The organism is Mobilicoccus caccae (assembly GCF_030161635.1).
Lineage (GTDB): Bacteria > Actinomycetota > Actinomycetes > Actinomycetales > Dermatophilaceae > Mobilicoccus > Mobilicoccus caccae.
In genome coordinates this window covers 1,557,888-1,578,764 of sequence record NZ_BSUO01000001.1, presented here as the reverse complement: position 1 = coordinate 1,578,764, position 20,877 = coordinate 1,557,888, and the positions used below count along the sequence as shown (strand labels likewise).

Genomic DNA, 20,877 nt, shown 5'->3' with positions numbered 1-20,877 from the left:
CGGGGGATGTGCCTGGTCGATCCGGTGTGTCAGTGATGCGGCGCACGGGCCCCGACGCCCGCCTCGCCTGTGTCCTCGTCGTGGCTGCCCGTGCCCTGACGACGCGGGTCGTCCGCCGCGTTGGGACGCAGACCCGGTGTGCCGATGGGCACGGGCTCTCGCGGGACGAACGTGGTGCAGACGTGCTCTCCGCCCGCCAGCGTCGCGAGCCGCTGGACGTGCACCCCCAGCAGTCGGGCGAAGACCTCGGTCTCCTCCTCGCAGAACTGGGGGAAGCGCGCGGCGACCTCGTGCATGGGGCAATGCCCCTGGCAGAGCTGGAGGCCGAGGCCGGAGGGCCCCACGGGACGCGCCGAGGCAGCATATCCGTCGCGGGCCAGCGCCTGAGCGAGGGCCTGCGCGCGGTCGGCGAGGTCGTCCCCGGCCGCTTCGACGATGGGGGCGTACCGCTTCTCCAGCGCGGCGAGGGTGACGCGCGCGAAGTCCGCCACGGCCTCCGGCCCGAACCGGTCGGAGAGGAACTCCAGCGCCGAGGTGGCGACGTCGCCGTATCCGGTCGAGAGCCGGCGATGACCCTCCGGGGTGAGCACGTAGGCTCGGGCGGGCCTGCCACGGCCCCGACGGGCCGGTGCGGTCTCGGAGGTCGTGATGAGGTCGGCGGCGACGAGATGGTCGAGGTGACGGCGCACCCCGGTGGCGGTGACGCCGAACTCCTCGGCCAGGCGCGCGGCGGTCACGGGTCCGAGTTCGGAGATCCGCTCGAGCACCAGATCACGGGTGCGGGCATCACCGTCTCCCCCGGCGGACGCGGTCCGCTGGGGAGTCGTGGACGTCTCGCTCCCGATAAACACAACACCCACCTTACCTAATTCGGACCCAGATGTCGCCAGGGGTCGGACAGACGTCCGCATCGATGCACCGACCGGGGACGATCAGCGGTCACCTAGACTGCGGGCCATGTCCGCCGCGCCGCTGCCGAACTCCGGCCGACCCTCCGTCGTCGTCGAGGATCTGCACCGGCGTTTCGGCCGGGTGCAGGCGCTGCGCGGCATGAGCTGGGAGGCCCGCGCCGGGCGCATCACCGCGGTCCTCGGGCCCAACGGCGCCGGCAAGACCACGACGGTCGCCTGCCTCGAGGGCCTGCTGCAGGCCGACTCCGGCACCGTCCGCGTCCTCGAGGAGAACCCCTGGGGAGCCGGCCCCGAGCACCGCGCCCGCGTGGGCGTCATGCTGCAGGACGGCGGGCTGCCCAACACGAGCACCCCGGCACGGCTGCTGCCTCACCTCGCACGGCTCTACGCCGACCCCTGGCCCGTGGAGGACCTCGCCGGCCGGCTCGATCTGCGCTCGTTCTCCTCGACCTCCGTGCGGCGCCTCTCCGGAGGACAACGGCAACGCGTGGCGCTCGCCGCCGCCCTGATCGGGCGCCCGGAGGTCGCGTTCCTCGACGAGCCGTCCGCCGGGCTGGACCCCCACGCGCGCCTCGACGTCTGGGACCTCGTCCGCGAGGTCGCCGCGTCCGGCACCTGCGTCGTCCTCACGACCCACTCCTTCGAGGAGGCCGAGCGACTCGCCGACGACGTCGTGGTCGTCGCCGACGGCCGGGCCGTGGCCTCGGGGTCGGTCGCCGACGTCGCCGCGGAACGCGGTCTCGAACACGCCTACTTCGCCCTCACCCGCCCCGGAGGCACCGCCGCATGACGACCCCTGGCGCCCACGCCGGCGCGGATCCGACGTCGCGACCCGGGCCCCGCCCCGCTCCCCCGCTCGCCCGCATCCTCACCCAGGCCCGCTTCGAGACGGGCACCCTGCTCCGCAACGGCGAGCAGCTCCTCGTGGCGATCATCCTGCCGGCCCTGGCCCTCTTCGGGCTCGCGACCGCCCCCGTACCGGGGTTCGACGGCCCCGACCGGATCGAGTTGGCGATGGCCGGCGTGCTCGGGCTCGCGGTCATCTCGACCGCCTTCACCGCGCAGGCGATCTCCACCGGCTTCGATCGTCGCTACGGCGTGCTGAGGCTGCTCGGTACGACGCCGTTGGGGCGCGACGGATTGCTGTGGGCCAAGGGCCTGGCCGTCCTCGTCGTCCTGGCCATCCAGTTCGTCGTCCTCGGCGCCCTCGGGCTGGCGCTCGGCTGGCGCCCCTCACCGTGGGACCTCCTCGCGGCGATCCCGGTCCTGCTCCTCGCCTCGTGGGCGTTCGTCTCCCTCGCGTTGCTGCTGGCCGGCGTCCTGCGCGCCGAGGCGGTCCTCGCGGTCGCCAACCTCCTGTGGGTCCTGCTGCTCGGCGTCGGCGGGGTCGTCATCCCGGCCACGGTGCTGCCGCCCGGCCTGGCCCACGTCGCGCCGTTCCTCCCCTCGGGGGCTCTCGGCGACGGGATGCGGACGGCGCTGCTCGGTGGAGGGATCGACCTGCCGGCCCTGCTCGTCCTCGCCGTCTGGGCCCTGGTGGCGACGCTGCTGGCCCGCCGGTTCTTCCGGTGGAGCGACTGAGGTCCCCGTCACCCCTGACGGATTCCCGCCCGCTCGGCCGCTCCGCATAGAGTCGGGACCGTGAGCACCTCCGTCCCGAACGTCGACCTGCACCCCCGCCACGCCGACCCGGTCGAGCGCCCGATCCGATGGATCTTCCTGGCCAACCTCATCTGTCAGGTGGGCATCATCGTCACCGGCGGCCTCGTGCGCCTCACCGGCTCCGGACTCGGATGCCCGACCTGGCCGCAGTGCGCCCCGGGGTCCTACACCCCGACCGTCGAGCAGGCCGAGGGCTTTCACAAGTACATCGAGTTCGGTAACCGGTTGCTCACGTTCGTGCTGCTCGTCGCCGCGCTCGCCGTCGTGTGGGCCGTCTGGAAGCGACTGACGCACCGCAGGTCGCTGCGCCTGCCGGCACTGCTCGTCCTCGGTGGCGTCGTGTTCCAGGCGATCCTCGGCGGCATCACGGTCCTCACCGAACTGCACCCGGTGACGGTGGCCGCCCACTTCCTCGTCTCGGCCGCCCTGGTCGCCGTGTCCGCCTACCTCTACCTGCGCCTCGACGAGACCGAGGACGCCCCCCAGCCCCTGGTGCCGCCCATCGTGCGCACCCTCGGGTGGGTCACCGTCGTCGTGACAGCCGTCGTTCTCACGCTCGGCACCGTGGTCACGGGGTCGGGGCCGCACTCCGGCGATGCGGACACCCCCGCCCGCTTCGACCTGGACCCGGCCGCGATGTCGTGGCTGCACGCCGACGCCGTCATCCTCTTCGTCGGCCTCGTCGTGGCCTTGTGGCTGGCCTGCCACCTGTCGGCGGTCTCCCGCCCCACCGTGCGCGCGGGCCGGGCGTGGCGAGACCTGCTGGTCCTGCTCGTCATCCAGGCGATCGTCGGCTACGCCCAGTACGCCCTCGGTCTTCCGGAGTGGCTGGTGCTCCTGCACATGTTTTTCGCGGCGCTGACGGTGGTCCTGCTCACCCGCGCGATCATGACGATGCGGGCCCGCGGCGCCCTCACCGAAGACGATCTCGCCGGCACGAGCCAGGCGGACGTCACCACGAACTGAGTCCTGCGGACCACGAACTGAGTCCTGCGGACCCCGGGGGGGCTCACGCCCGGTGGCCCCCTCGCTACGACAGTCGCATCGGGAGGCCGGCCAGATCGTCGGGCCGGTCAGGCCGATCAGATCGGGAGCGGGAAGTGGAACAGGGGGTCGAGGGCGACGCCGACGAAGAGGATCGTCAGGTAGCTGATCGAGTAGTGGAAGAGCCGCATGGGCTTGAGTGCGGCCAGCGTCGTGTTCTTCGGGTCGCGGGCCCGGCGCATGAGCGCGTGCGACTCGGCCACGAAGACGACGCCGGAGACGAGCGCCACGAGGGAGTAGATCCAGCCCATGCCCGCGACGGGGATGAGCACCAGCGAGGCGGCCACCGTGGCCCAGGCGTAGGCGATGATCTGCCCGGCCACCTTGGTGTCCTCGGCGACGACGGGCAGCATGGGGATGCCCGCGGCGGCGTAGTCGTCCTTGAAGCGCATCGACAGCGGCCAGTAGTGCGGCGGCGTCCAGAAGAACACGACGAGGAACAACACGACCGGCGCCCACGAGAGGCTGTTCGTCACCGCCGACCAGCCGATGAGGACGGGCATGCACCCGGCGACGCCGCCCCACACGATGTTCTGGGAGGTCCGTCGCTTGAGCACGATCGTGTAGAAGACCACGTACAGCAGCACGGCGCCGGCGGCCAGCATCGCGGACAACGTGTTGACGGCCAGCCCGAGCACGGCCACCGAGCCGAGGGTGAGGATCGTGGCGAAGATCACCGCCGCGCGCACCCCGATGACCCCGGTGGCGAGCGGCCGGCCCTCGGTGCGGCGCATCAGCCGGTCGATGTCGCGGTCGATGATGCAGTTGAAGACATTGGCGCCCGCCGCGGCCAACGTGCCGCCCACCAGCGTGGCCAGGACCAGCCACATCGGCGGCACCCCACGCTGGGCGAGGAACATCACCGGGAACGTCGTGATGAGCAGCAACTCGATGATGCGCGGCTTGGTCAACGCCACGTAATCACCCACGCGGGCGGCCCGGACCGGCTCGGTGGCGGCAGGCACGGCTCGATCAGCGGAATCCCGGCGTGGCTGGAGTGTTGTCACGGTGTCCTTCGCAGGTGCGGGGCGGGTGGGCGATGCCCGGCCGGTCGAGGGTCGAGGACCGCGGCGACGTGGGCGGCAGAGTGCCCGACGCGTACTGCCGCCCAGTGTAGGCGCCCATCGCGCCTCCGGCCGAAGCAGCGCCCCGGTGGCGTTGTCGGACCCGGCCGTTAGGCTCATCACAAGGACGGACCTCCGCCGCACTGGCCTGCCAACGCTGTCACGGCCCCGGCACCTGGAGCGTCACCGCCGAGAGCGAAGGAGACCTCATGACCGAACAGACCGCACGCCGCGACTCCTCCCTGGCAGCCCCCGCTGCAGCGACGTGGGATGGACCGACCTCGACGTCCGGGCCGTGGACACCGCCCGCGTCCTGGCCGCCGACGCCGTCCAGAAGGTCGGCAACGGCCACCCCGGCACGGCGATGAGTCTGGCGCCGCTGGCGTACCTGCTGTTCCAGAAGGTCATGACCATCGACCCCCACGACCAGCACTGGCTCGGGCGCGACCGGTTCGTGCTCTCCGCGGGTCACGCCAGCCTGCTGCAGTACGTGCAGCTCTACCTGTCGGGCTACGGCATGGAGATCGACGACCTCAAGGCGCTGCGCACGTTCGGCTCGCAGACGCCGGGGCACCCCGAGGTCCACCACACGACCGGTGTGGAGATCACCACCGGTCCCCTGGGCTCGGGATTCGCCACCGCCGTCGGCATGGCCATGGCCCAGCGCCGCCAACGCGGCATGTTCGACCCCGACGCGCCGGCCGGGCAGAGCCCCTTCGACCACCACGTCTACGTCATCGCCTCCGACGGTGACCTCATGGAGGGCGTCGCCTCCGAGGCCTCCTCCCTGGCCGGGCACCAACAGCTCGACAACCTCACGGCGATCTACGACCAGAACTTCATCTCGATCGAGGACGACACCGACATCTCGTTCAGCGAGGACGTCGCGGCCCGGTACGAGGCGTACGGCTGGAACGTCCAGATCGTCGACTGGCGGGGCGAGCAGTACGTCGAGGACATCGACGCCCTCGACGCGGCCCTGCAGACGGGTGAGGCCGCCACCGGCAAGCCCACCCTCGTCATCCTCCGCACGATCATCGGCTGGCCGGCCCCCACCCTGCAGGACACCGGCAAGGCCCACGGCGCGGCCCTCGGCGACGACGAGGTGGCCGCCACCAAGAAGCTCCTCGGGTTCGACCCCGAGGTGGCCTTCCCTGAGGAGCCCGAGGTCCTCGCGCACGCCCGCAAGGTCGCGGAGCGCGGCGCGAAGGCCCACGCCGAGTGGGACGAGCGCCTCGCCGCGTGGCGTGAGGCCAACCCCGAGCGGTCCGCGCTGCTCGACCGCATCCGCGACCACCGGATGCCCGACGAGCTCGCCACGGCCCTGCCGGTCTTCGAGGCCGACGAGAAGGGCATCGCCACCCGCAAGGCCTCCGGTGAGGTCATCAACGCCATCAAGGACGCCGTCCCCGAGCTGTGGGGTGGCTCCGCCGACCTCGCGGAGTCCAACAACACCGCGATGAAGGGCGAGCCGAGCTTCGTTCCCGACGGCCGCACGACCGACATGTGGCCGGGCGGCCCTACGGGCGCAACCTGCACTTCGGCGTGCGCGAGAACGCGATGGGCATGGCGCTCAACGGCATCGCGCTGGAGGGTCTGACCCGGCCCTACGGCGGCACGTTCCTCATCTTCTCCGACTACATGCGTCCGGCCGTGCGCCTGGCCGCCATCCAGGAGCTGGGCGTCACCTTCGTGTGGACCCACGACTCCATCGGACTGGGCGAGGACGGCCCCACCCACCAGCCCATCGAGCACCTCACGGCGCTGCGGGCCATCCCCGACCTCGACGTCGTGCGTCCCGCCGACGCCAACGAGACGGCCATCGCCTGGCGCACCATCCTCGAGCGCCACGACCGACCGGCCGGGCTGGCCCTCACCCGCCAGAACGTGCCCACCCTCGACCGCGAGGTGTACGCCTCCGCCGAGGGCGTGGCCCGGGGCGGCTACGTCCTGGCCGACACCGACGGCGACCCCGACGTCGTCCTCATCGCCACCGGTTCCGAGGTGTCCCTCGCGTTGGAGGCCCGCACCCAGCTCGCCGAGATCGACGTGGCGGCCCGGGTCGTCTCCATGCCGTGCGTCGAGTGGTTCATGGAGCAGGACGGCAGCTACCGCGACGAGGTGCTGCCGCCCTCGGTCCGCGCACGTGTCGCGGTCGAGGCCGGGCACCCCATGAGCTGGTACCGCTTCGTCGGTGACTCGGGCCGCGTCGTCGGCATCGACCACTTCGGCGCCTCCGCCTCCGGCACGGTGCTCTTCGAGAAGTTCGGCATCACCCCCACGGCGGTCGTCGACGCCGCCAAGGACGCCATCAACGACGCCGCCCGCGGTGCGAAGGTCACCTCCGAGGAGCGGCTGGTCACGGAAGGGAACGACCGATGAGCACCAACCCCCGTCTGGCCGAGCTGTCCAAGGCCGGCGTCTCCATCTGGCTCGACGACCTCGACCGCGAGTTCGTGCAGTCCGGCGGGCTCGCCCGGCGCGTCGAGGAGTTCGGCGTCGTCGGCGTCACCACCAACCCGACGATCTTCGCCACGGCCCTGTCCAAGGGCGAGGCGTACGCCGAGCAGGTCTCCTCCCTCGCGAGCGACGGCGCGTCGGTCGACGAGGCGATCCTGGCCCTGACGACCGACGACGTCCGCGAGGCCTGCGACGTGCTCCTGCCCGTCTACGAGGCCACCGACGGCGTCGACGGACGGGTCTCGATCGAGGTCGACCCCGGCCTGGCGCACGACACGGCCGCCACGGTCGAGGGCGCCAAGCTGTTGTGGAAGACCGTCGACCGGCCCAACCTCCTGGTCAAGATCCCCGCCACCGACGAGGGGTTGCCGGCCATCTCGCAGGTCCTGGCCCAGGGCATCAGCGTCAACGTGACCCTGATCTTCTCCCTCGACCGGTACCGCGGTGTGCTCAACGCCTTCCTCACCGGCCTGGAGCAGGCCCGCGAGAACGGCGTGGACATCTCCACGATCCACTCGGTCGCGTCGTTCTTCGTCTCCCGTCTCGACGCCGAGGTCGACAAGCGCCTCGACGCGATCGGCACGGAGGAGGCCGCCGCCCTGCGCGGCAAGGCGGCCCTGGCCAATGCGCGCCTCGCGTTCCACGCGTTCGAGGAGGTCCGCGCCACGCCGCGCTGGTCGACCCTCGCCGACGACGGCGCGCACCTGCAGCGTCCGCTTTGGGCGTCCACGGGGGTGAAGAACCCCGACTACTCCGACACGATGTACGTCACCGGGCTCGTCACCGAGGGCGTCGTCAACACCATGCCCACGGCCACGCTCGAGGCCTTCGCCGACCACGGCGAGGTCGAGGGCGACACGGTCCGGGGTGACGCCGCGGAGTCCGACGCCATCCTGGACGACCTCGAGCGCCTCGGCATCTCCTACACCGAGGTCATCACCCAGCTCGAGCGGGAGGGCGTGGAGAAGTTCGAGAAGTCGTGGTCGGAGCTCACCGACACCGTCAAGGCGGCGTTGGACGGCGGGCCCGCGGCATGAGCCCGGCGCGGATCGCCCGGGGCCACAATCCACTTCGGGCCCCGGACGATCTGCGCCTCCCCCGCATCGCGGGGCCGTGCGCGGTCGTCCTCTTCGGCGTCACCGGAGACCTGGCTCGCAAGAAGCTCCTGCCCGCGATCTACGACCTCGCGGGGCGGGGTCTGCTGCCGGCCGGGTTCTCCCTCGTCGGCTTCGGTCGCCGGCCGTGGTCCGACGAGGACTTCACCGAGTACGTCCGCGAGGCCGTCGAGGGCCACGCGCGCACCCCGTTCTCCGAGGAGGTGTGGCAGGAGCTGGCCGACGGTCTGCGGTTCGTCTCCGGCGCGTTCGACGACGACGAGGCCTTCGACACCCTGACGGCCACGCTCGCGGAGGTCGAGGAGTCCCGCGGCACCGGCGGCAACCACGCGTTCTACCTGTCGATCCCGCCGAACGCCTTCCCCGTCGTGTGCCGTCAGTTGCAGCGCAGCGGCCTGGCCGGAGACGGGCGTGACGCGAGCGAGGCGGATGGGCCGTGGCGTCGGGTCGTCATCGAGAAGCCCTTCGGGCACGACCTCGCCAGTGCCCGCGAACTCAACGACATCGTCGAAGGCGTCTTCCCGCCCGACGCGATCTTCCGCATCGACCACTACCTGGGCAAGGAGACCGTCCAGAACATCCTGGCCCTGCGCTTCGCCAACCAGATGTTCGAACCCCTCTGGAACGCCAACCACGTCGACCACGTGCAGATCACCATGGCCGAGGACATCGGCATCGGCGGCCGGGCCGGGTACTACGACGGCATCGGTGCCGCGCGGGACGTCATCCAGAACCACCTGCTGCAGTTGCTGGCCCTCACCGCCATGGAGGAGCCCCTGTCCTTCGGCGCCGAACACCTGCGCGCCGAGAAGCAGAAGGTGCTCGAGGCGACCCGCCTGGCCGGTCCGGTGGCCAAGGCCACGGCCCGGGGCGTGTACGGCCCCGGATGGCAGGGCGGTGAGCCGGTCCCGGGGTACGCCGAGGAGGAGGGCGTCTCCGCGTCCTCGACGACGGAGACCTACGCGGCGCTCGCCCTCGCCGTCGACACGCGGCGATGGGCCGGGGTGCCGTTCTACCTGCGCACCGGCAAGCGGCTGGCCAAGCGGGTCACCGAGGTCGCGGTCGTCTTCAAACCCGCGCCGCACCACCCCTTCGGGGCCGACGCCACCGAGGAGCTGGGCGCCAACGCCGTCGTCATCCGCATCCAGCCCGACGAGGGCGTGACGATCCGGTTCGGCGCCAAGGTGCCGGGGGCCGCGTTCGAGGTCCGCGACGTCAGCATGGACTTCGGCTACGGCCGCTCGTTCATGCAGTCCAGCCCGGAGGCCTACGAGCGGCTCATCCTCGACGTGCTCCTCGGCGACCCGCCGCTGTTCCCCCGCCACGAGGAGGTCGAGTCCTCCTGGCGCATCCTCGACCCGGTCACCGCGGCGTGGCAGCGGTCGGGCACGAAACCCGAGCGGTACGCCGCGGGCGGCTGGGGTCCGTCCAGTGCCGACGAGTTGCTCGCCCGTGACGGACGTTCCTGGAGGCTCCCGTGATCGTCGACATGCCCGACACCACTGTCGGTGACCTCTCGCGCACGTTGCTCGGCCTGCGTGAGGACGCCGGGGCGATGGCGCTCAGCCGCGTCTTCACCCTCGTCGTGCTCACCTCACAGGCGGAGGAGGAGCGGGCGCTCTCGGTCGCCCAGGAGGCGACCCGCCAGCACCCCTCGCGCATCCTCGGCGTGGTCCACGGCTCGACGCGCGGAGGTGGCCGGATCGACGGGCAGATCCGCGTGGGTGGCGACGCGGGGGCGAGCGAGATGGTCGTCATGCGCCTCACCGGCGAGCTGACCGAGCACAGCGAGGCCGTCGTGCTGCCGTTGCTGCTCGCCGACTCCCCCGTCGTGGCGTGGTGGCCGGGAGGATGTCCGGGCGACGTCTCGGCCCACCCCATCGGGCGCATCGCGCGGCGGCGCATCACCGACGCCGAGCACACGGGCGACCCGGGCGCGAGCATCGCCGACCGGGCGGCGACGTACTCCCCGGCGACAGCGACCTGGTGTGGACGCGGACCACGCGCTGGCGTGGGTTGCTCGCCGCCGCGCTCGATCAGGCGCCGTTCGAGCCGGTCACGCGCGTGTGCGTGACCGGCGGGCACGACTCGGCCTCGGCCGATCTGCTGGCCGCGTGGCTCGCCTCCGCCCTCAAGTGCGACGTCGTGCGTGCGCGCACCTCCGCCGGCACGGGTCTGGTCAGCGTGCGGCTCGAGCGTCGCAGCGGTCCGATCGACCTCGTCCGTCCCGACGGTCTCACCGCCACTCTCGAACAACCGGGCCGCCCACCGCGCAAGATCGTGCTGCCCCGCAGGCAGGAGGGTGAATGCCTCGCGGACGAGCTGTCCCACCTCGGGGAGGACGACGCCTACGGCCGTGCCCTGCGCGACGGCATCCCGCTGCTCGCGAACGCGGCCATGCCCGCGGCCGAGGCCATCGCCGCCGGCATCGCGCCCGCCACCGAGGAGTCCAGAGCCCTCGCCGCCCGCATCGCCCGCGAGGCGTCGGCGCACCGCACCTCCCTGTCCGAGGGCGACCAGGCACCGTAGGAGATCGGGGCCGACGACTACGTGCCGGACTCCGGCAGGTGCGGGTGGTCCGTGGGATAGATGCCCACCGCGAAGCCGTACACGGTGTCGCCCGACCTCGGGAGTCGGTCGAACTCGCGGACCAGCGCCGCGATCCGCTCCCAGAACTCACCGGCCTGCTCCTCGGACAGGCGCGCGTGGCGGATGAACGCCCACAAGCGGCGCTCGTCGTAGGCGGCCGCCGACTCCCGTGATGCGACCTCGAAGTCGTTGAAGTCGGCCGGGAGGGCCACGCCGTCCAGGCCTCGATCCACCGAGACGTAGAACATCCGCGCCGTCCGACCGTAGAAGCGCTCCTCGATCGCGCGGACCCGTCGGGTGCGGACCACGCGCACGACGCCGGCGTCGCTCAGCACCTTGACGTGGTGGGCGACGGTGCTCTTCGGCCTGCCCACGGTCTGCGCCAGCTCCGTGACGGTCGCGGCCCGCTCGTGCAGAAGGCCGAGGATCGCTCGCCGTAGCGGGTGGCCGATCGCCCGGACCTGAGCAGGAGTCGTGAGCGCGAGACGGTCGTCGAGCGCATAGTCGGGGGTGGGGGTTGCCGGACATGTCCTCACCAGACTAGCGTCATCAAACGTTCCAACTTTCTGGATCATTCATCGAGAGTCGAGGGATCATGGCCGAAGTCGTCGTCTATCACCACGTCCAAGGACTTACCGCGGGCGTGACCGCCTTCGCCGAACAGCTCCGCAAGGCCGGGCACACCGTGCACACCCCCGACCTCTTCGACGGCCGCACCTTCACCTCCATCGAGGACGGCATGGCCCATGCCCGCGAGGTCGGCTTCGACACCCTCCTCGATCGTGGCGTCGCGGCCGCCGAGGCACTCCCCTCCGGCATCACGGGCGGCCTGGTGTTCGCCGGGTTCTCCCTGGGAGTGATGCCGGCGCAGCGGTTGGCGCAGACCCACCCCTCCGCGCGCGGTGCGCTGCTCCTGCACGCCTGTCTGCCGGTCTCGGAGTTCGGCGCGGCCTGGCCGGAGGGGGTGCCGGTCCAGGTGCACGGCATGGACGCCGACCCCTTCTTCGCCGAGGACGGTGGCGATCTCGACGCCGCCCGCGAGCTGGTCGCCTCCACGGACCAGGCAGAGCTCTTCCTCTACGAGGGCGAGGAGCACCTCTTCACCGACTCCTCTCTTCCGTCCTACGACGAGGCGGCCACCGCGCTGCTGACCGAACGCGTGCTCACCTTCCTGAACGACCTCTGACGACGGCGGCGCCGACGGCGGGAATCGCCCGCGGACGCGTCCTCGTCGTGCATGCTGGGGGCTTGCCGACGGCCATCGACGGAGATGACTCATGACGCCACGCCCCACCGCGCCCGACCTCACCGGCCAGGCCGACCCGACCGGTTGCCCGATCTCCGCGCGGGCCGCGGCGTTCGACCCCTTCGAGGACGGGTATCAGCAGGACCCTCCGGGCTACGTGGAGTGGTCGCGCGAGGAGGAGCCGGTGTTCTACAGCCCGGTGCTCGGGTACTGGGTGGTCACGCGGTACGACGACATCAAGGCGATCTTCCGCGACAACCACACGTTCTCCCCCGCCGTGGCCCTGGAGAAGATCACGCCGACGGGTGAGGAGGCGAACGCCGTCCTCGCCTCCTACGACTACGGCATCGACCGCACCCTGGTGAACGAGGACGAACCCGCGCACATGCCGCGGCGGCGGGCCCTGATGCAGCCGTTCTCCCCCGAAGAGCTCGCCCACCACGAGGAGAAGGTGCGCACGCTCGCCCGTGAGTACGTCGACTCCTTCGTCGATGACGGCCGCGCCGACCTCGTCGACCAGATGTTCTGGGAGATCCCGCTGACCGTGGCCCTCGATTTCCTCGGCGTGCCCGACGAGGACAAACCGACCCTGCGCAAGTACTCCATCGCCCACACCGTCAACACGTGGGGACGCCCGAAGCCGGAGGAGCAGGTCGCCGTCGCGCACGCCGTCGGCAACTTCTGGCAGTACGCCGGCACGGTCCTGGAGAAGATGCGCGAACACCCCGACGAGCCCGGCTGGATGCAGTACGGGGTGCGCACGCGGAAGGAACTGCCCGAGGTCGTCACCGACTCCTACCTGCACTCGATGATGATGGCGGGCATCGTCGCCGCTCACGAGACCACGGCGAACGCCTTGGCCAACGCGGTCAAGCTCCTCCTGGAACACCGCGAGATCTGGGAGGCGATCTGCGCCGACCCCAGCCTCATCCCCAACACCGTGGAGGAATGCCTGCGGGTCAACGGGTCCCAGGCGGCGTGGCGACGCATCACGACGCGGGACACCACCGTCGGCGGGATCGACATCCCGGCCGGCTCACGCATCCTCATGGTGTCCTCCTCGGGCAACCTCGACCGGCGACGGTTCGAGGATCCGGCGATGGTCGACGTGCGCCGCGACGACGCCGCCGACCACCTCACCTTCGGGTACGGCGCCCACCAGTGCCTGGGCAAGAACCTCGCGCGCCTGGAGATGCAGATCATCCTCGACGAACTCACGCGGCGGCTGCCGCACCTGCGCGCGGCCGAGCAGGAGTTCACCTACGTCCCGAACACCTCCTTCCGCGGCCCGGAGCACCTGTGGGTCGAGTGGAACCCCGAGCTCAACCCCGAACGGGCCGACGCCTCCGTCCGGGCACCGCGGGTGAGCGTCAACATCGGCGAACCCACCGACGCCCACCGCAGTCGGCACATGCGCGTGAGGCGGGTCGTCGACGCCGGCGAAGGGGTCCGGCACCTCACGATGGTCAGCGACGACGGCACGGCCCTGCCGTCGGTGACGCCCGGTGCGCACATCGACGTCGTCTGCGGCGACACCGGCCTCGTGCGGCAGTACTCCCTGTGCGGGCCCCCGGCCGCCCCGACCGGCTGCCCGCGCGCCGCGGCACCCCGACCGGAGGCCTACGAGATCGCGGTCCTGCGCGAGCCGGACTCCCGCGGCGGCTCGACGTGGATCCACGAGAACGTGCGCGAGGGCGACGTCCTCACCGTGCGGGGTCCGCGCAACCACTTCCGGCTCCCCGACGTCTCCGACCGCCTGGTGCTGGTCGCCGGCGGCATCGGGATCACGCCCGTGATGGCGATGGCCGCGTGGGCGCAGGAGAACGAGATCCCCTACGAACTGCACTATCTCGGCCGAGGTCGTCACCGCATGGCCTTCGTCGACGAGCTCGAGGCCCGGCACGGCGAGCGGCTCGTCGTCCACGACAGCGGGGCGGGCGTGCGGGCCGACCTCACCGCACTGATGCGCGATCTCGACGAGGAGGGGCGCGCGGGCCGCGTGCACGTCTACGCGTGCGGGCCGCAGCGCATGATCGACGAACTCGCGGAGGCCGGCGCCGACTGGGCCGAGGGCTCACTCGTCTTCGAACACTTCTCCTCCACCCTCGGGGCCCTCGACCCCGAGAAGGAGCACGCGTTCACCGTCCGCCTCGACGACTCCGACCGTGACCTGTCCGTCCCCGCGGACCGCACCCTGCTCGACACCCTCCGCGAGGCCGGGCTGTCCATCCCGTCGAACTGCGAGGAAGGACTCTGCGGCACCTGTGAGGCGCCGGTCCTCGACGGCGAGATCGACCACCGCGACGTCGTCCTCACCCCTGCCGAACGGCGTGACGGGGCACGGATGATGTCGTGCTGCTCCCGCGCCACCGGCGACCACCTCACCCTCGGCCTCTGACGCCGAGATCCCCCTCACCCCAGGTCGGTACCCATGACTCTCGCCCTCGTCGGCATCTTCGTCTCCCTCGCCCTGCTCATCGCCCTCGCCTACCGTGGGCACTCCGTCATCGTCCTGGCGCCGCTCATGGCGCTGCTCGCCGTGCTGCTCGCCGGCGCACCGATCCTCGCCAACTACACGCAGGTCTTCATGCCGGCCCTGGCGGGGTTCATCGCCCAGTTCTTCCCGCTGTTCCTCACCGGCGCGATCTTCGGCAAGCTCATGGCGGACTCCGGGTACGCCCAGGACTTCGCGGCGTGGATCTCCCGGCTCCTCGGCCCGCAGCACGCGCTGCTCGTCACCGTCATCGCGACCGCGCTGCTCACCTCGGGCGGCGTGAGCGCGTGGGTCATCGTCTTCACGATCTTCCCGATCGCCCGCTCCCTGTTCGAGCAGGCCGACATCCCGCGCCGACTCATGCCGGCGGCGATCGCGCTCGGCATCTTCACCTTCGCCACGGCGGCGCTCCCGGGCTCGCCGCAGATCCACAACACGATCCCGACCCGGTTCTTCCAGACGAACACCTTCGCGGCGCCCTTCCTCGGCATCATCGGCGCGGCGATCACCTTCGGCCTCGGGATGCTCTGGCTGTGGTTCCGTCAGCGCCGGCTCGTCGCGGCGGGCGAGTCGTTCGGGGACCTCACCCACGCAGAACGGCGCACGGGGGCGGTCGGGCCCGTGGGTGACGAGATGGACCACCTGCACACACCCGACCGCGAGCCGGACGGCTCCGCGCGCCGAGGGATCACCGGCCTCGCGCCCGTCGCGGTGGTCGTCGCGACCAACGCCCTGCTCACCTACCTCGTCATCCCCGCGATGGACACGGGCTACCTCGCCGAGAAGCGGTACGGTGGCGTGGCTCTCGCACAGGTGGCGAGCGTATGGTCGGTGACGGCGGCACTCGTCGTGGCATCGGTCGTCATCTTCCTCATGCGACCGGGCTCCGCCGGGACCTACCTCGCGGGGCTGTCGGAGGGCGCCAAGAACGCCGTCATCCCCGTCTTCACCACCGCCAGCGAGGTCGCCTACGGCGCGACGATCGCCTCGCTGGCCGCGTTCGCCCTCGTCCGCGACGGGATCTTCGCGATCAGCGACAACGCGCTGGTCACCTCGGTGCTGTCGACGTCCGTCATCGCCGCCGTCACGGGATCGGCCTCCGGCGGACTCACGATCTCCCTCAACACCTTCGGCGAACAACTGGTCCAGATGGCCACGGCCCAGGGGATCTCCATGGACCTCATGCACCGCGCCACGGCCATGGCCTCGGTCGGCTTCGACTCACCCTCACAACGGCGCGATCATCACCCTGCTCGTGGTCACCGGGCTCTCGCACCGGGAGTCCTACAAGGACATCGGCATGGTCACCGTCGTCGTCCCGGTCGTCGGGCTGCTGGCCGTGATGGCGCTCGGTCTCACCTTCGGCAGCTTCTGAGCCGCGCGACCGTCAGCTGAATCTGACGACCAGCCCCAGACCGATGATGCACGCCAACCACACCAGGGCGATGCCGACGGTGATCCGGTTGAGGTTGCGCTCGGCCACCGAGGAGCCGCCCATGGTGCTGGACATGGCGCCACCGAACATGTCCGACATGCCGCCGCCCTTGCCCTTGTGCATGAGGATCAGCAGCACGAGGAACACGCCGGTGATGACGAGCAGGACCTCGAACACGATCTTGAGGATGTCCACGGGAGTTGGCGCCTTGTCTGTCGGATACGGGACGGGCGGGGTCGTCGGCGGGCACAGGTGTTGCCGCGCGCGTTCGACACGGTGACCTACAGGCTACCCGAGTCACCCCGTGGCAACGGAACGCCCGGCCCGACAGGGCGATTCGCGCCGTGTCGGACCGGGCGGTCCGTCGATGGGTCCGGGAGGACCGCCGAGGATCAGGCGGACTGGAACCCGCAGATCTTGGCGAACTCCTCAGGCTTGAGCGAGGCACCGCCGACCAGGGCGCCGTCCACGTCGGTCTGCGACATGATCTCGGCGACGTTGGAGGACTTGACCGAGCCGCCGTAGAGGATGCGGATGCCGTCGGCGGTCGCCTGGTCGTACAGCTCGGCGAGCTTGCCGCGGATCGCGCCGCAGACCTCCTGCGCGTCATCGGGGGTGGCGACCTCGCCGGTGCCGATGGCCCAGATGGGCTCGTAGGCGATGACGATGCTCGTGACCTGCTCGACCGGGATGCCGACGAGGTCGGCCTCGATCTGGGCCAGCACGTGCTCGACCTGCTTGCCCTCCTTGCGCACGTCGATGCCTTCGCCGCAGCACAGGATCGGCGTGATGCCGTGGCGGTAGGCGGCCTGCACCTTGCGGTTGAGCAGCTCGTCGCTCTCGCCGTGGCCCTCACGTCGTTCGCTGTGACCGACCGCGACGTACGTGCAGCCCAGCTTGGCGAGGAACGCGCCGGAGACGTCCCCGGTGTAGGCGCCCTCGTCCTCCGGGGAGAGGTCCTGCGCGCCGTAGCGGATCGAGAGCTTGTCGCCGTCCACGAGCGTCTGCACGGTGCGCAGGGCGGTGAACGGCGGCAGGACGGCCACCTCGACCGCGGCGTAGTCGTGCTCGGCGTCCTTGAGGCTCCAGTCGAGCTTCTGGACCAGCTGCGTGGCCTGCAGGTGGTCGAGGTTCATCTTCCAGTTGCCCGCCATGAGCGGGGTACGTGACGTCATCGGTCTTCCTGTCCTCGTGGTCGAAAGGGTGGGGTGGGCGGTCAGTCGGCGAGGATCTGGATGCCGGGCAGGGTCTTGCCCTCCAGGTACTCCAGGCTCGCGCCGCCACCGGTGCTGATGTGGCCGAACCGGTCGTCGGAGAACCCGAGCTGACGCACGGCCGCGGCGGAGTCGCCACCGCCGACGACGGTCAGGCCGCCGCCCGAGGTCACGTCGACGAGCGCCTGGGCCACGGCCTTGGTGCCGGCCGCGTACGGGGCCATCTCGAAGGCGCCCATCGGGCCGTTCCAGAACACCGTCTTGCAGTCCGCGAGCTTCTCGGCGAACAGCGCTTGGGACTCCGGGCCGATGTCGAGGCCCATCTGGTCGGCCGGGATCTCAGAGACAGGAACGACGCTCGTCTCGACGTCGGCGGAGAACTCCGGCGCGATGACGGTGTCGACCGGGAGCACGATCTCGACGCCGCGCTCCTTGGCCGACTCCAGGAATCCCTTGCAGGTCTCGACCTTCTCGGCGTCCAGCAGGCTCGAACCGACCTCGTGGCCCTGCGCCTTGAGGAACGTGTAGGCCATGCCACCGCCGATGAGTAGCCGGTCGGCCGTCTGCATGAGGTTCTCGATGACGGCGAGCTTGTCGGCGACCTTGGCGCCACCGAGGACGACGGCGTAGGGGCGCTGCGGGTCCTCGGTCAGGCGCTTGAGCACCTCGACCTCGGAGCCGACCAGACCGCCGGCGTAGTGCGGGAGCCGGGTCGCGACGTCGTACACCGACGCCTGCTTGCGGTGCACGACACCGAAACCGTCGGAGACGAACGCGTCGGCGAACGCGGCCAGCTTGTCGGCGAACTCACCGCGCTCGTTCTCGTCCTTGCTCGTCTCACCGGGGTTGAACCGGAGGTTCTCCAGCAGCGCGACGTCGCCGTCGCCCAATCCCTCGACCACTGCGGTCGCGGACTCCCCCACCGTGTCCTCGGCGAACGCCACCTCCTTGCCGAGCAGCTCCGAGAGCCGGGCCACGACGGGCCGCAGCGAGTACTTGTCCTCCGGCGCGCCCTTCGGACGGCCGAGGTGTGCGACCACGATCACCTTGGCGCCGGCGTCGCTCAGGGACTTGATGGTGGGCACCGAGGCGCGGACGCGACCGTCGTCGGTGATGGTGCGGGCGTCGTCGAGCGGCACGTTGAGGTCGCTGCGCACCAGGACGCGCGTGCCCTTGAGGTCCTGCGAGGTGAGATCGTCGATCGTCTTCATTGACTGCTCCTTTGACTACGGACGTGTCCATCGGCGCTGCGGGACGCCGCAGCAACGCCGACGCCGGGCGACCGGGAGTTCCGGGCGCCCGGCGTCGGGGTGAGCATGCGTGGGATCAGAGCTTGCTGCCGACCAGCGTGCACAGGTCGACGAGGCGGTTGGAGTAACCCCACTCGTTGTCGTACCAGCCGACGACCTTGACCTGGTTGCCGATGACCTTGGTCAGGCCGGCGTCGAAGACGCAGGAGGCCGGGTCGGTCTCGATGTCCTTGGACACGATCGGGTCCTCGGTGTAGACGAGCTTGCCCTTCATCGGACCCTCGGCGGCCTTCTTGACGATCGCGTTGACCTCCTCGACGGAGGTCTCACGGCCGGCCTCGAAGGTGAGGTCGGTGGCCGAGCCCGTGGGCACCGGCACGCGCAGCGCGTAGCCGTCCAGCTTGCCCTTGAGCTCGGGCAGCACGAGCGCGACGGCCTTGGCGGCGCCGGTGCTCGTCGGCACGATGTTGAGGGCGGCGGCGCGGGCGCGACGCAGGTCCTTGTGCGGGGCGTCCTGCAGGTTCTGGTCCTGGGTGTACGCGTGGATGGTCGTCATGAGGCCCTTGACGATGCCGAGGTCGTCGTTGAGGGCCTTCGCCATCGGCGCGAGGCAGTTGGTCGTGCAGGAGGCGTTGGAGATGATCGTCTGGCTGCCGTCGTACAGGTCGTCGTTGACGCCCATGACGACCGTGAGGTCCTCGTTCTTGGCCGGCGCCGAGATGATGACCTTCTTGGCGCCACCGTCGATGTGGGCCTTGGCCTTGGTGGCGTCGGTGAAGAAGCCCGTGGACTCGACGATGATGTCGGCGCCGACACCCTTCCAGTCGATCGCGGCCGGGTCCTTCTCCTCGAACACGCGGAAGGTCTTGCCGCCCGCGGTGATGGAGGTGTCGTCGAACGTCACGTCGCCGTCGAAACGACCGAGGATCGAGTCGTACTTCAGCAGGTGCGCCAGCGTCTTGTTGTCCATCAGGTCGTTGACGGCGACGACCTCGATGTCCGCTCCCGACGCCACGACGGCACGGAAGAAGTTGCGGCCGATACGGCCGAAGCCGTTGATACCTACACGAACGGTCACGATGAGGCCTTTCCTTCGGATGTGATGAGTACGGCGTACACCCACGGCCCGTCACTGCGTGAACGACGACGGCGGCGAGGCCGGTGGACGACACCGGTGGCGTCGACGTGCCGGAGCCGCTGTCGATGGCGTGGGCCGCGTGGTTCGCACGCCTTCGTACGACACTTCGACCCTAGGGGATACCCGCTGGTCGATCCACTCGTGGGGGGTCGGGGATCCACGTCGCGAGAGGTTTTTCGGCGAACGGCGGAGCAGGACGTGCCCGTGACCTGTCGATGTGTCCGTCCGGTCCGGTTCGGGCCGGTCGGGACCGAGGTCCCGAGGGCGCTCAGCCCTCGAGCATGTCCTCGCTGAGGTTGGCCTCGGTGCCGGCGACACCGCGGTCGGCGGCCACCTTGTCGGCCAGGGCCAGCAGACGTCTGATGCGCCCGGCGACGGCGTCCTTGGTCATCGGCGGATCGGCCAGCGCGCCGAGTTCTTCGAGGCTCGCCTGCTTGTGCTCGAGCCGCAACTCCCCCGCGGTGCGCAGGTGGTCGGGCACGTCCTCGCCGAGGATCTCCAAGGCCCGCTCCACACGCGCCCCGGCCGCGACCGCCGCGCGCGCCGACCGCCGCAGATTCGCGTCGTCGAAGTTGGCGAGCCGGTTGGCGGTGGCGCGCACCTCCTTGCGGACCCGGCGTTCCTCCCAGGTCAACACCGCGTCGTGCGCGCCCATGCGGGTCAGCATCGCCCCGATCGCGTCGCCGTCGCGGATGACGACCCGGTCGACGCCGCGCACCTCACGGGCCTTGACCGGCAGGTCGAGACGGCGGGCGGCGCCCACGAGCGCCAACGCCGCCTCCGGCCCGGGGCACGTGATCTCCATCGAGGAGGACCGTCCCGGCTCGGTGAGCGACCCGTGCGCGAGGAACGCACCACGCCAGGCCGCCTCGGCGTCGCAGGCCGGTCCGTTGACGACCCGCGGCGGGAGCCCCCGCACCGGTCGGCCCCGCAGGTCGACCAACCCCGTCTGCCGGGCCAGACCGTCCCCGTCCTCGACGACCCTGACCACATAGCGGCTGCTGCGCCGCAGACCCCCGGCGGCGACGACGAGCAACTCGCTGTCGTGGCCGTAGACCTCGGCGATGTGCTTGCGCAGACGGCGCGCCGCGGAGGCGGTGTCCGACTCGGCCTCGACCACGATGCGCCCGCTGACGATGTGCAATCCGCCCGCGAAGCGCAGCATCGTCGACACCTCGGCCTTGCGGCAGCAGGGCTTGGTCACGACGAAGCGGGAGAGCTCGTCCTTCACCTTCGCGGTCATCGCCATGCGGGA

The 20,877-nt window shown here is 70.9% G+C and carries 18 protein-coding genes and 1 pseudogene; 11 read left to right on the top strand and 8 right to left on the bottom strand.

What is annotated here, in order from left to right; all coding sequences use genetic code 11:
- Positions 1 to 29: 29 nt before the first annotated feature.
- A complete protein-coding gene (locus QQK49_RS07515; RefSeq protein ID WP_284303401.1) occupies positions 30 to 851 on the bottom strand; it encodes a helix-turn-helix transcriptional regulator in 822 nt (273 codons plus the stop codon).
- Between the two features lie 106 nt (positions 852 to 957).
- Here QQK49_RS07515 and QQK49_RS07510 point away from each other — a divergent pair, with 106 nt between their 5' ends.
- The 3 genes from QQK49_RS07510 to QQK49_RS07500 are packed head-to-tail and all read left to right on the top strand — an operon-like array spanning position 958 to position 3,539.
- Positions 958 to 1,701: an ABC transporter ATP-binding protein gene (locus QQK49_RS07510; protein ID WP_284303400.1), complete on the top strand. Its 744-nt coding sequence runs from the start codon at positions 958 to 960 to the stop codon at positions 1,699 to 1,701.
- Positions 1,698 to 2,492 carry an ABC transporter permease gene (locus tag QQK49_RS07505; protein WP_284303399.1) on the top strand — a complete coding sequence of 265 codons (795 nt, stop codon included), beginning with the start codon at positions 1,698 to 1,700 and terminating at the stop codon, positions 2,490 to 2,492. The genes QQK49_RS07510 and QQK49_RS07505 overlap by 4 nt, the downstream gene beginning before the upstream one ends.
- Positions 2,493 to 2,552: 60 nt before the next feature.
- Complete coding sequence (locus QQK49_RS07500) at positions 2,553 to 3,539, top strand: COX15/CtaA family protein (RefSeq protein ID WP_284303398.1); 987 nt, start codon at positions 2,553 to 2,555, stop codon at positions 3,537 to 3,539.
- Positions 3,540 to 3,655: 116 nt separating this feature from the next.
- Here the strand turns inward: QQK49_RS07500 and QQK49_RS07495 are convergent, their stop codons facing one another.
- A complete protein-coding gene (locus QQK49_RS07495) occupies positions 3,656 to 4,582 on the bottom strand; it encodes a heme o synthase (RefSeq protein ID WP_284303397.1) in 927 nt (308 codons plus the stop codon).
- 308 nt (positions 4,583 to 4,890) lie between these two features.
- Between QQK49_RS07495 and tkt the strand changes: the two are divergent.
- The 5 genes and pseudogenes from tkt to QQK49_RS07470 all read left to right on the top strand — a co-directional run bounded on the left by tkt (position 4,891) and on the right by QQK49_RS07470 (position 10,785).
- Positions 4,891 to 7,063 (top strand): annotated as a pseudogene (gene tkt, locus QQK49_RS07490) (transketolase).
- Entirely contained in the window at positions 7,060 to 8,178 is a 1,119-nt protein-coding gene (gene tal, locus QQK49_RS07485; protein WP_284303396.1) for a transaldolase, read from the top strand. The pseudogene tkt and the gene tal overlap by 4 nt, the downstream one beginning before the upstream one ends.
- Complete coding sequence (zwf, locus tag QQK49_RS07480) at positions 8,175 to 9,737, top strand: glucose-6-phosphate dehydrogenase (RefSeq protein WP_284303395.1); 1,563 nt, start codon at positions 8,175 to 8,177, stop codon at positions 9,735 to 9,737. The genes tal and zwf overlap by 4 nt, the downstream gene beginning before the upstream one ends.
- A gap of 8 nt (positions 9,738 to 9,745) precedes the next feature.
- Complete coding sequence (locus tag QQK49_RS07475) at positions 9,746 to 10,330, top strand: glucose-6-phosphate dehydrogenase assembly protein OpcA (protein WP_284303394.1); 585 nt, start codon at positions 9,746 to 9,748, stop codon at positions 10,328 to 10,330.
- Positions 10,243 to 10,785, top strand: a complete 543-nt coding sequence (locus tag QQK49_RS07470; protein ID WP_284303393.1) for an OpcA/G6PD domain-containing protein — start codon at positions 10,243 to 10,245, stop codon at positions 10,783 to 10,785. The genes QQK49_RS07475 and QQK49_RS07470 overlap by 88 nt, the downstream gene beginning before the upstream one ends.
- Positions 10,786 to 10,802: 17 nt before the next feature.
- Here QQK49_RS07470 and QQK49_RS07465 read toward each other — a convergent pair whose 3' ends face one another.
- The gene (locus QQK49_RS07465; protein ID WP_284303392.1) at positions 10,803 to 11,381 is read right to left on the bottom strand and encodes an ArsR/SmtB family transcription factor; all 579 of its coding nucleotides are present in this window, start codon (positions 11,379 to 11,381) and stop codon (positions 10,803 to 10,805) included.
- A 59-nt stretch (positions 11,382 to 11,440) separates the two neighbouring features.
- Between QQK49_RS07465 and QQK49_RS07460 the strand changes: the two genes are divergently transcribed.
- The 3 genes from QQK49_RS07460 to QQK49_RS07450 all read left to right on the top strand — a co-directional run bounded on the left by QQK49_RS07460 (position 11,441) and on the right by QQK49_RS07450 (position 15,980).
- Positions 11,441 to 12,031: a dienelactone hydrolase family protein gene (locus QQK49_RS07460; protein WP_284303391.1), complete on the top strand. Its 591-nt coding sequence runs from the start codon at positions 11,441 to 11,443 to the stop codon at positions 12,029 to 12,031.
- Between the two features lie 91 nt (positions 12,032 to 12,122).
- Entirely contained in the window at positions 12,123 to 14,489 is a 2,367-nt protein-coding gene (locus QQK49_RS07455; RefSeq protein ID WP_284303390.1) for a cytochrome P450/oxidoreductase, read from the top strand.
- Between the two features lie 33 nt (positions 14,490 to 14,522).
- On the top strand, positions 14,523 to 15,980 hold the full coding sequence (locus QQK49_RS07450) for a GntP family permease (RefSeq protein ID WP_284303389.1): 1,458 nt from the start codon (positions 14,523 to 14,525) through the stop codon (positions 15,978 to 15,980).
- Here QQK49_RS07450 and secG read toward each other — a convergent pair.
- From secG to whiA, 5 genes are all read right to left on the bottom strand, one after another.
- Positions 15,973 to 16,215, bottom strand: coding sequence for a preprotein translocase subunit SecG (gene secG, locus QQK49_RS07445; RefSeq protein WP_284303388.1), 243 nt, complete (start codon positions 16,213 to 16,215; stop codon positions 15,973 to 15,975). The genes QQK49_RS07450 and secG overlap by 8 nt on opposite strands.
- A 197-nt stretch (positions 16,216 to 16,412) precedes the next feature.
- On the bottom strand, positions 16,413 to 17,195 hold the full coding sequence (gene tpiA / locus QQK49_RS07440) for a triose-phosphate isomerase (protein WP_284303387.1): 783 nt from the start codon (positions 17,193 to 17,195) through the stop codon (positions 16,413 to 16,415).
- Positions 17,196 to 17,236: 41 nt separating this feature from the next.
- Complete coding sequence (locus tag QQK49_RS07435) at positions 17,237 to 18,445, bottom strand: phosphoglycerate kinase (protein WP_284303386.1); 1,209 nt, start codon at positions 18,443 to 18,445, stop codon at positions 17,237 to 17,239.
- Between the two features lie 115 nt (positions 18,446 to 18,560).
- Positions 18,561 to 19,562 (bottom strand): type I glyceraldehyde-3-phosphate dehydrogenase, encoded by a 1,002-nt coding sequence (gene gap / locus QQK49_RS07430; RefSeq protein WP_284303384.1) that lies wholly within the window; start codon positions 19,560 to 19,562, stop codon positions 18,561 to 18,563.
- Positions 19,563 to 19,890: 328 nt separating this feature from the next.
- Positions 19,891 to 20,871, bottom strand: a complete 981-nt coding sequence (gene whiA, locus QQK49_RS07425) for a DNA-binding protein WhiA (RefSeq protein ID WP_284303383.1) — start codon at positions 20,869 to 20,871, stop codon at positions 19,891 to 19,893.
- Positions 20,872 to 20,877: the final 6 nt, after the last annotated feature.

Excerpts from the sequence above, each read along its gene's own strand:
- QQK49_RS07510 (WP_284303400.1), top strand. The coding sequence starts at position 958 with ATGTCCGCCGCGCCGCTGCCGAACTCCGGCCGACCCTCCGTCGTCGTC.
- QQK49_RS07505 (WP_284303399.1), top strand. The coding sequence starts at position 1,698 with ATGACGACCCCTGGCGCCCACGCCGGCGCGGATCCGACGTCGCGACCC.
- tal (WP_284303396.1), top strand. The coding sequence starts at position 7,060 with ATGAGCACCAACCCCCGTCTGGCCGAGCTGTCCAAGGCCGGCGTCTCC.
- zwf (WP_284303395.1), top strand. The coding sequence starts at position 8,175 with ATGAGCCCGGCGCGGATCGCCCGGGGCCACAATCCACTTCGGGCCCCG.
- QQK49_RS07475 (WP_284303394.1), top strand. The coding sequence starts at position 9,746 with ATGCCCGACACCACTGTCGGTGACCTCTCGCGCACGTTGCTCGGCCTG.
- QQK49_RS07460 (WP_284303391.1), top strand. The coding sequence starts at position 11,441 with ATGGCCGAAGTCGTCGTCTATCACCACGTCCAAGGACTTACCGCGGGC.
- QQK49_RS07455 (WP_284303390.1), top strand. The coding sequence starts at position 12,123 with ATGACGCCACGCCCCACCGCGCCCGACCTCACCGGCCAGGCCGACCCG.
- QQK49_RS07450 (WP_284303389.1), top strand. The coding sequence starts at position 14,523 with ATGACTCTCGCCCTCGTCGGCATCTTCGTCTCCCTCGCCCTGCTCATC.
- tpiA (WP_284303387.1), bottom strand. The coding sequence starts at position 17,195 with ATGACGTCACGTACCCCGCTCATGGCGGGCAACTGGAAGATGAACCTC.
- QQK49_RS07435 (WP_284303386.1), bottom strand. The coding sequence starts at position 18,445 with ATGAAGACGATCGACGATCTCACCTCGCAGGACCTCAAGGGCACGCGC.
- whiA (WP_284303383.1), bottom strand. The coding sequence starts at position 20,871 with ATGGCGATGACCGCGAAGGTGAAGGACGAGCTCTCCCGCTTCGTCGTG.